The 14,083-nt window shown below is 61.9% G+C and carries 9 protein-coding genes; 8 read left to right on the top strand and 1 reads right to left on the bottom strand.

The features are described from left to right. The first annotated feature begins 182 nt into the window (after window positions 1-182). The 3 genes from ACVOMF_RS18015 (at window position 183) to ACVOMF_RS18005 (ending at window position 3,955) form a co-directional block, all read left to right on the top strand. The gene (locus tag ACVOMF_RS18015) at window positions 183-335 is read left to right on the top strand and encodes a hypothetical protein (RefSeq protein WP_481510481.1); all 153 of its coding nucleotides are present in this window, start codon (window positions 183-185) and stop codon (window positions 333-335) included. A 454-nt stretch (window positions 336-789) separates the two neighbouring features. Continuing rightward, window positions 790-1,767: a hypothetical protein gene (locus tag ACVOMF_RS18010; protein WP_481510480.1), complete on the top strand. Its 978-nt coding sequence runs from the start codon at window positions 790-792 to the stop codon at window positions 1,765-1,767. A 250-nt stretch (window positions 1,768-2,017) separates the two neighbouring features. After that, window positions 2,018-3,955, top strand: a complete 1,938-nt coding sequence (locus ACVOMF_RS18005; RefSeq protein WP_481510482.1) for an alpha/beta hydrolase family protein — start codon at window positions 2,018-2,020, stop codon at window positions 3,953-3,955. A 145-nt stretch (window positions 3,956-4,100) separates the two neighbouring features. On the opposite strand, the gene ACVOMF_RS18000 is transcribed toward ACVOMF_RS18005, so the two are convergent. Further along, window positions 4,101-5,864, bottom strand: a complete 1,764-nt coding sequence (locus ACVOMF_RS18000; RefSeq protein ID WP_481510479.1) for a peptide MFS transporter — start codon at window positions 5,862-5,864, stop codon at window positions 4,101-4,103. A 209-nt stretch (window positions 5,865-6,073) separates the two neighbouring features. On the opposite strand from ACVOMF_RS18000, the gene ACVOMF_RS17995 reads away from it, so the two are divergent. The 5 genes from ACVOMF_RS17995 (at window position 6,074) to ACVOMF_RS17975 (ending at window position 13,947) form a co-directional block, all read left to right on the top strand. Further along, a complete protein-coding gene (locus ACVOMF_RS17995; protein WP_481510478.1) occupies window positions 6,074-8,065 on the top strand; it encodes an OPT family oligopeptide transporter in 1,992 nt (663 codons plus the stop codon). Window positions 8,066-8,480: 415 nt separating this feature from the next. After that, the gene (locus ACVOMF_RS17990; RefSeq protein WP_481510477.1) at window positions 8,481-10,541 is read left to right on the top strand and encodes a S9 family peptidase; all 2,061 of its coding nucleotides are present in this window, start codon (window positions 8,481-8,483) and stop codon (window positions 10,539-10,541) included. A 119-nt stretch (window positions 10,542-10,660) separates the two neighbouring features. Beyond that, the gene (locus ACVOMF_RS17985) at window positions 10,661-10,891 is read left to right on the top strand and encodes an SHOCT domain-containing protein (RefSeq protein ID WP_481510476.1); all 231 of its coding nucleotides are present in this window, start codon (window positions 10,661-10,663) and stop codon (window positions 10,889-10,891) included. A gap of 218 nt (window positions 10,892-11,109) precedes the next feature. Beyond that, window positions 11,110-12,360: a DUF819 family protein gene (locus tag ACVOMF_RS17980; RefSeq protein ID WP_481510475.1), complete on the top strand. Its 1,251-nt coding sequence runs from the start codon at window positions 11,110-11,112 to the stop codon at window positions 12,358-12,360. 336 nt (window positions 12,361-12,696) lie between these two features. Then, window positions 12,697-13,947, top strand: coding sequence for a DUF819 family protein (locus tag ACVOMF_RS17975; RefSeq protein ID WP_481510474.1), 1,251 nt, complete (start codon window positions 12,697-12,699; stop codon window positions 13,945-13,947). Window positions 13,948-14,083 lie beyond the last annotated feature (136 nt).

Here is a 14,083-nt window from a genome sequence, read left to right as displayed (position 1 = left end):
CTATGCCCAACAGCTGGCGGTGAAACCGCTATGATAAAGCCGGGCTCCAAACAGCTCCGCTACTGAAAGCGGGGGGACGTCGGGAGCAGTGTTCGAGAGCGGATCCGGTCAAGCTTCAGCGACTCGCCAATCGGGTTGCGCAGGCTGTCGGTCCGGTCGTTGACATGTACTTGGACTATGACTTGAGGCCACCGTCCCAGGCGCAGATCCAGTACGCGGTTGCCATTGCGCGACGAGAGGGGCTCGAGATCCCGGCCGACGTGCTGAAGAAAAAGGTTGCGATGGGCAAGTTCCTTGACCAGCACGCCAAAGGTGGTGCCCGAAGCGGTAAGTAAGCGCTTGCCTCTGCGCGCTGCTAGGATTGCTACCTATGTAGAAAAAGGCGGTCGCTTTCGGCTCGAAATCCGTCTTTTACAACAAAAACCTCTCTCAATGTATAAATGCGAGTTTCAATGATCAAGAAAAAGCCTTTAGATACAGGAACTTGCGATGGTTTCGCGTTGAGAGCGCTGCGATCTGTGGGTTCACAACCCTTCTAAAGAGTGCCTTGGCGAAATCGCAAGGTCTTCCTCGAAGAACCCCCGCAGATGCGGGGGTTCTTCGTTTCTGCATGTAAAAAACTGATGGAGTCCGGCTGTCTGAATGATCGTTGCCTGGCTGATTGAAGCATTCAAAATTTGAGAAGTTCAGCCAGACTCAAGCTCAGCGACGATGCGTCTTTTCCATGAGAGCATCGACTGCGGTGCATCTGCCACAATTCTCTCAGGTTCATATCTCACGGAAGACACCATGCACGTTTCTGATCTCGTAAGTCTGATTGGTGCCAAAGGCAGTGATCCGCATCTGGTGGCATGGTTCGAGCGGCACGGAATCGGCAAGCCGCCGGTGTCTGTCACTGCGAATCAGGGCACCAAGAGCATCAAGGACAAGCGCCATGAGATGGAACACTACTTCGGGTTCGACATCATCAACGACCGCTTCTATCCGCCGGTGGTCGGCCCGCGCGGTGGCTTGCTCAGTCATCTGCAGTCTGTGTTGCTGTTCTCACGCAAGCCCAAGGGCAACGTCACGTTGCCGGCTGGGTTCTGGGACGGCTTTGTAGGGCCGGATGCCGGCTTTGACGAGTGCATGACGTTCTTCGATGGGAAGGTGGACACGTATACCGATACGCAGCTGTTCCAGAAGCCGCTTGGTGCGGATGTGGAGCTCAAGCTCTGGTTCTGCCCCAGGAAGCAGCGGGTGGAGACCATGCAGGTGGGCATCGTGCAGGATCGTCAGTTCATGGGGCACCACGAGTTCGATCAGGCCAACGCGCATAACACGGTGAAACCGGCCGCAACGCTGGTGGTCAAGTGGCTGTTCGACGGGCGCCATCTGCGGCTGCCTGACGATATCTACGCCAATGGGCTGGCTGATGATCATGCAGGGATTCTGGAGTTCGTTCGCCAACATCTGAATGGTCATGTATGGGCATCGCAGCTCAATGACGACCAGGTGCTGCGGCGGGTGCTTAGTCACACCCAGACCAGCAGGCCGCTGAAACTCTCGAATGGGGAGTCGCTGGAGTTGTTCGCGCAGGCGCTATACCTGCGGGCTGCTGGCACATGGGATGCGTATCAGGCGATATACAACGATGATTCCCTGGACGACTGGGCCGGATCTGTTGACCGGTTTCGGGAATCGGTGGTGCTGGATGCGGGGCAACGGCGGGTGTTCGTCAGCATGTTGCATGATGCCTATCGCCTGACTGCTGCTGATAAGGCATAAAGCGATGCGGGGCTTGGTTTGACTGGAATTGCGATTCCCGTCCGAGATCGAATCTCCGCGCTGTAGTCACCTTATGTGCAGGGCCCGCCCCTGCGATCGTTGCATTTCCCCAAGACTGCCGAGGGATTTCCTGCCTTGTCGTATATGCGGATTTTCCGTCTGGTAAATCCCTAGGTTAGATGGCTAGAATCGCCCATCGCGGGCCGGACGCCCGTTCATTGGGGGCAAGATGCAGATGATGAAGCTGGGGATGGCTTTGGTGCTGTCTTTCTGTTCGGCCAGCAGCTGGGCTGCTGTGGATCTGGGGCAATTCATTCGCAAGGATGAGTTCAACGACATCAAGTTGTCGCCATCGGGCAAGTACTACGCGGCCACCGTGCCACTGGAAGACAAAACGGCACTTGTTATTTTTACCCGTGAGGGCAACAAGAAATCCGGGGCGTTCGTCCTGCAGCGCAATATGCATGTAAACAGCTTCGATTGGGTAAACGACGAGCGCGTGCTGATTGGCATCGCCGAGAAGTTTGGCCTGTTGGACGAGCCGCGTTTGACCGGTGAGTTGTATGCCATGAACGCCGATGGCGGGCAGCCGGAGTTGCTGGTCGGTTTCCGCGTGCAAGGCAATGGCCCAGGTACCCGCATCCAGCCCAAAAAGGTGGAGAGTGTGGCCGCATTCCTGGTCGATGGCTTGCCTGCAGATGACCGGAACGTGGTGGTGTCTACATGGCCCTTGGGCACGATGGAACCATTCACCCGTGCTGAGCGGCTGGATGTAAACAGCGGGCGTCGTACGGTGGCCGCGACGGTGCCGGTGCGCAATGCCAGTTTTGTCACGGATAACACCGGCGAGGTGCGTCTGGCGCTGGGTTCCGGTTTGGACAACATCAGCAAGCTGTATTACCGCGATGCGGCAGGCAGCGACTGGCGCTTGATCAACGATCAGAAAGCGAATGGCCGCATTGAGGTGCCATTGGGCTTCTCGGCAGACAACACCTTGGCCTATCTGCAGGTGCGCGGTGATGGCAAGGGGCCAGACAGTATCGTGGCTTGGAATCCTGCCACCAATGCCCGTACCACCGTGCTGCATGACCAGGCAGCAGACCCGTGGTCCATTATCTATCGCACCGGCACGAGCGTGCCTGTGGGTGCGCAGATAATGGATGGGCGCCACCGCAGTGTGTTTTTCGATGATGGTGTTCCTGAAGCGCGTTTGGTCCGTAGTCTGGAAGCTGCATTTCCGGGGCAGTCAGTACGAATCACTTCCAGTACCAAAGACGGCCAGCTATCGATGGTGAGAGTGTGGTCTGGCAGCAATCCGGGTGATTTCTATCTGTACGACTCTGCGGCCAAGAAGCTGAATTTCGTGGTCGCCAGCGGCAGCTGGATCGACCCGGACGCAGCTGCCGTGGTTGAACCCTTCAGCTTCGCTGCACGCGATGGATTGAAGATCCACGGTTACCTCACCAAGCCACGAGGTGTCACGGGCCCGCGGCCGATGGTGTTGATGCCGCATGGCGGGCCATACGGGATCTTCGACGAATGGCGCTACGACCGTGATGCGCAGATGCTGGCGGCAGCGGGCTATACGGTAATGCAGGTCAACTATCGAGGTTCGGGAAACTACGGTTGGGAGTTCCGGCGTGTCGGTGCGCAGCAATGGGGCGGAACCATGCAGGACGATCTTACCGACGCGACCCGCTGGGCGATCCGCGAAGGACAGGCTGATGCAACGAAGATCTGTATCTATGGCGCCAGCTACGGTGCCTACGCCGCGCTGATGGGCGCAGCAAAGGAGCCCTCGCTCTATCGCTGTGCTGCCGGCTATGTAGGTGTTTACGACTTGCCGATGATGCAGCGTGCGGATGCACGCACCGCGCGTAGTCTCGGCAATTGGTCCAAGGACTGGGTCGGCGAGGATCAGGCCGCGCTGGCTGCTGCGTCGCCGAACCGGTTTGCGGATCGAATCAAGGTTCCGGTGTTCCTCGCTGCCGGCGGCGAAGACGAGATCGCGCCGATCGAACACACTCGGATGATGGAGGCAGCATTGAACAAGGCCGGTGTTCCGGTTGAGTCGCTGTACTTCAGCACCGAAGGGCACGGTTTCTATACTGAGCCGCACCAGCGCGAATACTACGGCAAGTTGTTGAGCTTCCTGTCGCAGCATCTGGGTGGAGAGACGGCGAAGTAGTCGCCTGTTCGGACTGCGGGCGTTGGTCCAGGTTGTTGTGGGAGCGGTGTCAACCGCGAAGCTGATGCTGCGTAAGGTTGCGGATACTGCTGGCAGGCCAGCGGTACGAGCTTCGCGGCTTATGCCGCTCCTACAAAAGCGGGGGTCAGCGCACGCCGTGCATCATCCGCTTCAGCAGCGGCGAGGAGAGCAGGGCGACTACCGCGCAACCTAGGCCTATCCACATCAGCAGCCAGAACAGGTGTTCATAGCGGCCAGCGGCCTCGGCGATGTTCATTACTTCGCCTTCGGGTACGTCGATCGCGGCGAGCTTGCCGAACAGAGCCGCCAGGGTTTCGGAGAATGCCGTGGCCAGGAACCAGGTGCCCATCATCAGGCTGACCACGCGCGGTGCCGCAAGCTGCGTAACGGCCGATAAACCCACCGGCGAGAGGCACATCTCGCCGATCTCGAGGATCAGATAGGCCAGCACCAGCCACCACACGCTGGCCATCTGCCCGGTTGCGCCCACCTGCTGCGCGGCCAAGGCTAAGGGCACGAAGGATAGGGCGCCGAACACCAGGCCGAATGAGGATTTCAGCGGCTTCGACGGGTCGAGCCTGCGCTTGTCCAGCCAAGCCCACAGTGCAGCGAACAGGGGCGCAAGCAACACCAGGAACAACGCACCCAGATAGGTCAGTGAACCGGCGCTCTGCGGCAGCACCAGGCAGTCGCGGATCAGCATCACCAGCATCGCGACAACGATGACACCGAACAGCAGGCGCGGTGCATTTGAAGCCGGGTTGCGATCGGACAGACGCGCTGCCACCACGAAGCCCAGTGGTGCCAGCAGCAACGAGACGATGGACCACGGTAGCGGCGTGCCTTCACGTATCACCAGCGAAGGCACCAGGTCCTTGGTCAGCAAGCGGTCGGTGAAGGTGACCCACGAACCATAGGTCTGTTCGTACAAGGTGAAGAACACCAATGCCATGAAGATCAGCACCATCAGCGCGATCATCTGCTGGCGCTGTTCTGGCGTGCACTGCGTGCCGGTGAACCAGGCGAACCACAGCAGCACGCCGCCGAGGACAACAATCATCAACATCAATGCGAGGCTGATTTCGCCGCCCAGTGCGAACGCGCCATTGGCGGCAGCCCACATCAGTGCCGCGACCGGAACGATGCCGACAATGGCGACGCTGTAGATCAACCATTCGCGCGGTATGCCGAACACCCGCTCGCGCAGCGTGGCCGGTTGTGCCGGCTCGGCGTGGCCGTGCAGGTACTTCTGCCCCCACAGGAACATCGCCAGTCCGACCAGCATGCCGATGCCGGCCGCGCCGAAACCGTACTTCCAGCCATAGGTTTCACCCAGGAAGCCGCAGACCAGCGAAGCGAACAGGGCGCCGAGGTTGATGCCGGCATAAAACAGCGAGAAGCCCGAGTCACGCCGCGGGTCGTTTTCCGGGTAGAGCTTGCCGACGATGGTGGAGATGTTGGGCTTGAGGAAGCCCACGCCCATGATGATCAGCGCCAGCGACAGGTAGGTGATCGACAACGCGGCTTCGTCGCGTACCACTTCGCCTGCTACGCGGTGCGCCTCATGGCCCTCGAAAGCCATGCCGATGTGCCCCAGTACCAACAGGATGCCGCCGAATACCACCGCCTTGCGCATGCCCAGCCAGCGGTCGGCCAGCAGCCCGCCAAACACCGGGATGCAGTAGACCAAGCCACCGTAGGCACCCAGCAGGTCCAGCCCGGCCTTGTCGCCGAACAGGTGGTACTTGGTCAGGTAGAGCAGCAGCAACGCCTTCATGCCATAGAAGGAGAAGCGCTCCCACATTTCGGTGAAGAAGCAGACGTAGACACCCTTGGGGTGGCCGAGGAAGTCGTTGGTGCCGGTCGCCGGCAGGAAGGTTGTGGACATGGGCAACCGAAAAAATCGAAGGCCGCGAGTATAGGCGTGGTGCCGACGCTACATCGCCCGCAGCGCAGCATCCGGCAAAACCCTTGCCGGGCTGTGCTGAATCAGGGCGCTGGCTGTGCCGCACAGGGGGCCGTGCGGCGTCGCGACTGGACTTGCTGTTAAGCGGGCGTTAGCGTGGCGAGGGTTTTTTTGCCATCCAAGGGCTTTCCATGAACAACGCTGCGCCTGCGCAGCTCACATTCCGCGCGGTGGTTCTTGCCGTCGTGCTGGCTGTGGTGCTGTCTGCCGCCAATGCTTACCTGGGCCTGTTCGCAGGCTTGACCATCGCTACCGCCATTCCGGCCGCCGTCGTCTCGATGGGCGTGCTGCGTCTGCTCGGTGGCGGCACCATCCTTGAGAACAACATCGTCCAGACCGGCGCCTCGGCCGGTTCGTCGATTGCCGCCGGCGTGATCTTCACGATCCCGGCGCTGGTGATCATGGGCTACTGGCCGGACTTCAAGTACTGGTGGGTGCTGGGCATCGCCGGCCTGGGCGGCCTGCTAGGCGTGCTGTTCTCGGTGCCGCTGCGCCGCTCGATGATCGTTGAAGACCCGCTTCCCTTCCCGGAAGGCAAGGCGGCTGCTGAAGTGCTCAAGGCCGGTGAGAACCCGGGCCCGGGCATGAAGATCCTCGGTATCTCGGCTGCCATCGGCGGCCTGGTGAAGCTGGCTGCGGCCTCGGGCCTGCGGATCTTCCCGGATGCCTGGGCGCAGTCGGCCTATGTCAGCAGTTCCAAGATCACGGCCTTCATCGGCACCAACCTGTCGCCGGCACTGTTGGGTGTGGGTTACATCGTTGGCCTGAACGTCGGCATCGTGGTGGTGTCCGGCTCGATCCTGTCCTGGCACATCGCCATTCCGCTGTACCAGGCGTTCTTCCTGGGCGGTAACCCGGACCTGGCGGCCTCGCTGGCCAACGCCGGCTCGGCCGAAGCAGCCTTCGCCATCTGGGGGTCGCAGATCCGTTACCTGGGCGTCGGCGCCATGTTGATCGGCGGCGTCTGGACCCTGTTCTCGCTGCGCAAGTCACTGCTCAATGGCGTCAAGAGCGGCTTCGCGGCCGCCCGCAAGAGCAGTGGCCCGGCGCTGGCCGAGACCGAGCGCGACCTGCCGATGAAGTGGATGCTGATCGCGCTGATCGCCTTCACCCTGCCGCTGCTGGGCCTGTATCAGGCCATCGTCGGCCAGTGGCACGTGTCGATCCCGATGACCATCATCATGATCGTCGCCGGCTTCCTGTTCGTGTCGGTGTCGGCTTACCTGGCTGGTCTGATTGGTTCGTCCAACAACCCGGTCTCGGGGATCACCATTTCCACCATCCTGTTCGCCTCGGTGGTGCTGGTGCTGCTGCTGGGCAAGGACGGCCTGATTCCGGTTGGCGTCGGCGGTGCACCGCTGGGTGCGGTGGCCGCGATCATGATCGGCGCGGTGGTCTGCTGTGCGGCCGCCGTCGGCGGTGACAACCTGCAGGACCTCAAGGCTGGTTATCTGGTCGGTGCTACGCCGTGGAAGCAGCAGCTGATGCTGGGCATCGGCGCGTTCTCCTGCGCCCTGATCATGGCGCCGGTGCTGAACCTGCTGGCCCATGCCTACGGCATCGGCGCACCGACCGCTGAGCACCCGAACTCGCTGGCTGCACCGCAGGCCAACCTGATGGCCTCGGTGGCGCGTGGCCTGTTCGGTGGTGAACTGCCGTGGGGCATGATCGCGCTGGGCGCTGGCGTTGGTGCGGTGATCATCGCCATCGACGAATGGCTGAAGAAGACCGGCAAGCGCTTCCGCGTGCCTGTGCTGGCTGCCGCCATCGGTATCTACCTGCCGCTGGAGCTGATGGTGCCGATCTTCCTGGGCGGCCTGCTGGCCCACCTGGTCGAGCGCTTCCACAAGCTGCGTGCCGACGACGAAGAAGGCCGTGACCGCGTGCACCGCCCGGGCGTGTTGTTTGCTGCTGGTCTGATCACCGGTGAGGCGCTGATGGGTATCGCCATTGCGGTGCCGATCGTGGTCAGCGGGCAGGGCGACGTGCTGGCGCTGCCGCTGGGCGGTTTTGCTGAGAGCTGGGCGAGCGTGTCGGCTTGGGTTGGCCTGTTCGTGCTGTTCCTGGTTGGCCTGCTGATGTACCGCATCGGCAAGAAGGGCGAGCCGGCGGCGAAGGCCTGAGGCGACTGACCAGGCTGTGGCGTTGTCCCTTCTCCCGCCTGCGGGGGAAGGTGCCCCGAAGGGGCGGATGGGGGAGCTTTGGGTTTTGACTTGGCTGGGGGCTTGGACATTTAGAGCCAAAGCCAAAGCCAAAGCCAAAGCCAAAGCCAAAAGCACCCCTCCCCAACCCTCCCCTTGGCCTGCGGCCAAAGGGTGGGAGCTCAAGCCAAAGCGCTCAAACCAACGCGCCCTCACCCCAACCCCTCTCCCGCTTTGCAGGAGAGGGGCTTAGGCAAAAGCAGGGCCAGATCAAACACAAAGCCGCCCTTGGGCGGCTTTGCTGTTTCCGGCGGTTGCCGTGGCATGACTTCAAGCCTTTGCAGTGGGGCGGGGTGGCCGCCTACCATCGGGGTTTGCCTATGCTTGGGAGTTGCCCATGAAGCTTCGTCACGCCCTGTTGCCGCTGTGCCTGTTGGCCGCCTTGCCATCATTGGCCAGTGCGCGCGGTTTTGAAGTCCGCGACATGGTCAAGCTGGACCGCGCGTCCGCGCCGCTGCTCAGCGCCAATGGTGCGCAGGTGGTGTTCGCCAAGCGCATCGTCGATGCCGACCTCAAGGCCAGCAGCAGCCTGTGGATCCGCGACCTGCGTACCCGCGACATGGCGCCGCCGAAGCAGTTGACACCGGCGGGCTGGAACGTCAACTCGGCTTCGATCGAGGGCCAGAACGTCTACTTCCTCAGTGCCAAGAACGGCAGCCAGCAGCTGTACGTGATGCCGCTGGCTGGCGGTGAACCGCGCCAGCTCACCGATTTCGCGCTGGACGTGGACAGCTACCGCATCTCGCCGCAGGGCGACCGCGTGCTGTTCAGCAGCGGTGTATTCCAGGACTGCGGCTCGGACCTGGCCTGCACCAGCAAGCGTCTTGAGAAGGAAAAGGCCGACAAGAGCAGTGGCCAGGTCTACGACAGCATGTTCGTGCGCCATTGGGATACCTGGGCCGACGGGCGCCGCAACACCTTGTTCGTCGCACCGTTGCCGGCTGCAGGCGCAGCTGCGGTGAAGGGCGCATCGGCGATCAGCGCGACGTTGGCCGGCGATGCACCGTCCAAGCCGTTCGGCGGCAATGAAGACTTCGTCTGGGCTCCGGATGGCAAGACCGTCGTCGCCAGCATTCGCGTGCAGGGCAGCAAGGAGCCGTGGTCGACCAACTTCGACCTGTACAAGCTCGATGCTGCCGGCAAGCAGGCGCCGGTCAACCTGACCGCTGCCAACCCCGCATGGGATGCCGGCCCGGTGTTCAGCGCCGACGGCAAGACCCTGTTCTACCGCGCGATGAAGCGCCCTGGCTTCGAGGCTGACCGTTTCGGCCTGATGGCGATGGACCTGGCCAGCGGCAAGGTCAATGAGATCGCTGCGCAGTGGGACCGTTCGGCCGATGGCATCACCTTGTCGGCCGATGGCCAGACCATCTACACCACCGCGCAGGACATGGGCGAACACCCGCTGTTCGCGGTCAACATCGCCAATGGCGCGCCGACCAAGCTGGTGGGCGAGGGCAGCATCTCGTCCTTCGACGTCGCTGGCGATGCGCTGGCCTTCACCCGCAACTCGTTGAAGAGTGGCGACCAGGTGTTCACCAGCAGCACTGCTGCCGGCGCACCGCAGCGCGCCATCACCCAGAGCGCTGGCGAGATGCTGGATGGCGTGAATTTCGGTGACTTCGAGCAGTTCTCGTTCAAGGGCTGGAACGACGAGACCGTCCACGGCTACGTGGTCAAGCCGCACAACTACCAGGAAGGCAAGAAGTACCCGGTGGCCTTCCTGATCCACGGCGGCCCGCAGGGCAGCTTCGGCAATGGCTGGAGCTACCGCTGGAATCCGCAGACCTATGCCGGTCAGGGCTACGCAGTGGTGATGATCGATTTCCACGGCTCCACCGGCTACGGCCAGGCCTTCACTGATGCCATCAGCCAGCATTGGGGCGATCGCCCGCTTGAAGACCTGCAGAAGGGCTGGGCCGCGGCACAGCAGAAGTACAGCTTCCTCAACGGCGACAAGGCCTGTGCGCTGGGCGCCAGCTACGGCGGCTTCATGGTCAACTGGATCGCCGGCAACTGGAACGAGCCGTGGAAGTGCCTGGTGAACCATGACGGTGTGTTCGACCAGCGCGCCATGGGTTATGCCACCGAAGAGCTGTGGTTCACCGAATGGGAGCAGGGCGGTACGCCGTACGACGTGCCGCAGAATTACGAGAAGTTCAACCCGGTCAACCACGTCGCCAACTGGAAGAAGCCGATGCTGGTGGTGCAGGGCCAGTTGGATTACCGCATCCCGGTGGAGCAGGGCCTGGCCACGTTCACCGCGCTGCAGCGTCAGGGAATCGAGTCCAAATTCCTGTACTTCCCGGACGAAAACCACTGGGTGCTGAAGCCGCATAACAGCGTGCAGTGGCATGACACGGTCAATGGCTGGTTGAAGCAGCACATCGGCGAGTAACGGGTCATGGAGAAGGCGCGCCGTTGGCGCGCCTTTTCTTTCTGGCCTGCATCGCGATTCAGGTCCTGCGCCGCGCTACATTCTTGTGCTCGTTGTCATGGGGGGCGGGATCGATGGGAATGTTCAGCATCTGGCATCTACTTGTTCTATTGATCGGTTTTGTGTTTCTTGCAGGCGGCATCGCCTTGGTTATCTGGTTGTGCGCACGTACAGCAGGTAGATCAGGTCCGGCGCCGGGGCCGTGGAGCCTGCAGCAACGTCTGCAGCAGTTGGATGAGCTCCGCGCAAAAGGCCTGCTCAGCGAGGCGGAGTATCAGCAGCAGCGTGGTGTCATCGTGAGTAGCATCTAGCGTCTGTAGTTGTCGTCCTGCCTGGCTGTTGATTGCCAGGCAGGGGGTGGGGAATGTTGTTGTTCTGCCGGGTCGGTATGGCCGGAAGGGGCGAAGGATCCGCCGTTGTTGCTTCGTTCTGCGCTATCCCTGTCTTCTGTTCTTGATGAGGTGTGGCGGCAGCTTTTCTTCAAGGGCGGGGGTTCGCCCACACCAGGTAATCAAGGGGATAGACGATGATGGCAGCCGCAACAGGCGCACTCATCAGCAATGACATCATCGTGTTCGGCCTGATCGCCGCCACCTTGGGCGTTATTTTCTGGACATCGGGCAGCAGCAATCCGCTGCTGAAAAAGTTCTACAGCTTCGTACCTGCGTTGCTGCTGTGTTACTTCATCCCCGGTGTGTACAACACCGTCGGCCTGATCGACGGCGAAACCACCAAGCTCTACAACCCGATCGCGCGCGATGTGTTCCTGCCCGCGGCGCTGGTGTTGCTGACGCTTTCCATCGACTTGAAAGGCATCCTCGGCCTGGGCTGGAAGATGCTGGCGATGTATGTGGCGGCGGTGCTGAGCATCATGCTCGGCGCGGTGGTCGCCTTCCAGATAATGGCCTGGCTGCGCCCGGAGACCGTGGCCGGCGCAACCTGGGGCGGGATGGCGGCGCTGGCCGGCAGCTGGATCGGTGGCGGCGCCAATATGCTGGCAATGAAGGAAATCTTCGAAGTCGACGCGACCACCTTCGGCCAGTTCGCGGTGGTGGATGTGGGCGTCGGCTACGTGTGGATGGCGGTGCTGATCTTCTTCGCCTCACGTGCTCCAGCCATGGACAAGCGCAGCGGCGCTGATACGCGCGCGTTGGATGATCTGCGTGACCGTGTGGCCAGCTACCAGGCACAGCATGCGCGCATTCCTGCGCTGGGTGACCTGATGGTGATGGCTGGTGTGGCCTTCGGTGCGGTCGCACTGGCGCATGGACTGGCCGCGCCGCTGGCCGAATGGTTCGCTGCAAACGTCAGCTGGTCCAGCTCGGTGAGCATGGACAAGCCGTTCGTGTGGGTGGTGATGCTGGCGACCTTCATCGGCCTTGGCCTGAGCTTCACCCGGGTGCGCGAGCTGGAAGGCGTGGGCGCGTCGAAGTGGGGCTCGATGTTCCTGTACTTCCTGATCGCCTGCATCGGCATGCAGATGGATCTGTTGGCGTTGCTGGAGAAACCGTGGTTGTTCGCGCTGGGCGTGCTGTGGATCGGCGTGCACATCGTGCTGCTGTGGCTGGCTGGCAAACTGCTGAAGGTGCCGTTCTTCTATTTCGCCATCGCCTCGCAGAGCAATATCGGTGGCCCGGCCTCGGCGCCGGTGCTGGCGACTGCGTTCCATCCGGCCTTGGCGCCGGTGGGCGTGCTGTTGGGTACCTTGGGTTATGCAGTGGGTACCGGTGCGGCCTACGTGGTCGGGATTACCTTGCGGGCTATGGCTGGGGCTGGTTGATTTCGAGCGCGCTGCGTTTCCCCCACCTCAGTGCCCGCTCCGCGCCCCGGCGCTGGCGCAAGGGCGTTCAGGAGCAATGAAACGGTGGTTCGCAAGCGGCTTCTTTGATCCCGCGAAGGGAGAGAAGCACTAGAGCTGAAATTGCTGGAGTTGCTGGAGCTTGCCCTGATTCGAGCCCCTCTCCCCTCGCGGGAGGGGGTTGGGGAGAGGAGGAGGCGCACAGCGCTGCTTTCGCTGAACAAGACCCTTGCCCGCCACCATGCTAGGCTCCACCCTCCCACGCCACGTCACCAACGTGGCGTTTTTATTTCCCTTCGATCGACAGGAACAGGCCTTATGCCGACCGAACCCAATACTGCCCTCATCACCAATGACATCGTCGGCCTCGGCCTGATCGCTGCCACATTGGCCCTGATCTTCTGGTTGGCCAGCGGCCCAACCCCGTTCTGGAAGAAGATCTTTACCTGGGTGCCGGCGCTGCTGCTGTGCTACTTCATCCCCGCCATCTACAACACGACGGGCCTGATCGACGGCCATAACACCAAGCTCTACAACCCGATTGCACGCGACGTGTTGCTGCCGGCGGCGCTGGTGCTGCTCACGCTTTCCATCGACCTGAAAGGCATTGCCAGGCTCGGCCCCAAGTTGTTGGTGATGTTCGTTACCGGCACTGTCGGCATCGTGTTGGGTGCAGCGGTGTCGTTCCAGGTGATGAAGTTCATCCATCCGGAAACCGTGGCCGGTGATACATGGGCTGGTATGGCTGCATTGGCCGGTAGCTGGATCGGTGGCGGTGCCAACATGGCCGCCATGCGAGAGACCTTCAACGTCGATGCCACTACCTTCGGCCAGATCGCGGTGGTCGATGTGGCCTGTGCCAGCCTGTGGATGGCGGTGCTGTTGTGGCTGGCCGGGCGCTCGCAGGCGATTGATGCCAAGAGCGGTGCCGATACCTCGGCCATCGATGACATGAAGCGTCGCATCGCCGAATACGAAGCCAAGAGTGCGCGCAATCCCAGCCTGACCGACCTGATGGTGATTGTCGGCGTCGGCCTGGGCGTTGTTGGTCTTGCGCATGCCCTGGCGACGCCGCTGGCTGCTTGGTTTGGTGCCAACGTCAGCTGGGCCAGCAAGGCCTCGTTGGATTCGTCATTTGTATGGGTGGTGATGCTTTCCACCCTTGCTGGCCTGCTGCTGAGCTTTACCCGTGCGCGCAATCTGGAAGCGGCGGGCGCATCGAAGATCGGCACCTTGTTCCTGTACTTCCTGATTGCCTGCATCGGCATGCAGATGGACCTGCTGTCGCTGGCCGATCGTCCCTGGCTGTTCCTGCTCGGCGTGATCTGGATGGGCGTGCATATCGGTCTGCTTTACGTGGTTGGCCGGATGCTGCGCACGCCACTGTTCTTCTTCGCGATTGGCTCGCAGGGCAATATCGGTGCGGCGGCATCGGCACCGGTGGTGGCTGCAGCGTTCCACCCGACCTTGGCGCCGGTGGGCGTACTGTTGGGTACGGTGGGTTATGCCACTGGCACGGTGATCGCCTACATGACCGGCTTGATGCTGAAGTGGATGGCTGGTGCCTGAGCCTTCGGCTTGTGTTGTGGGAGCGGCGTAAGCCGCGAAGCCGGCAATGCATCCGAGGATTTGTAGTGGGGGGGGCCGCGCGCGGCGGGGGGCCCCCCCGGGCCCCCCCCACCGGCGAGCGCCGCGCGACCCAGCA

Source organism: Stenotrophomonas sp. STEN022 (assembly GCF_056760155.1).
This window is presented reverse-complemented; position numbering and strand designations above follow the sequence as displayed.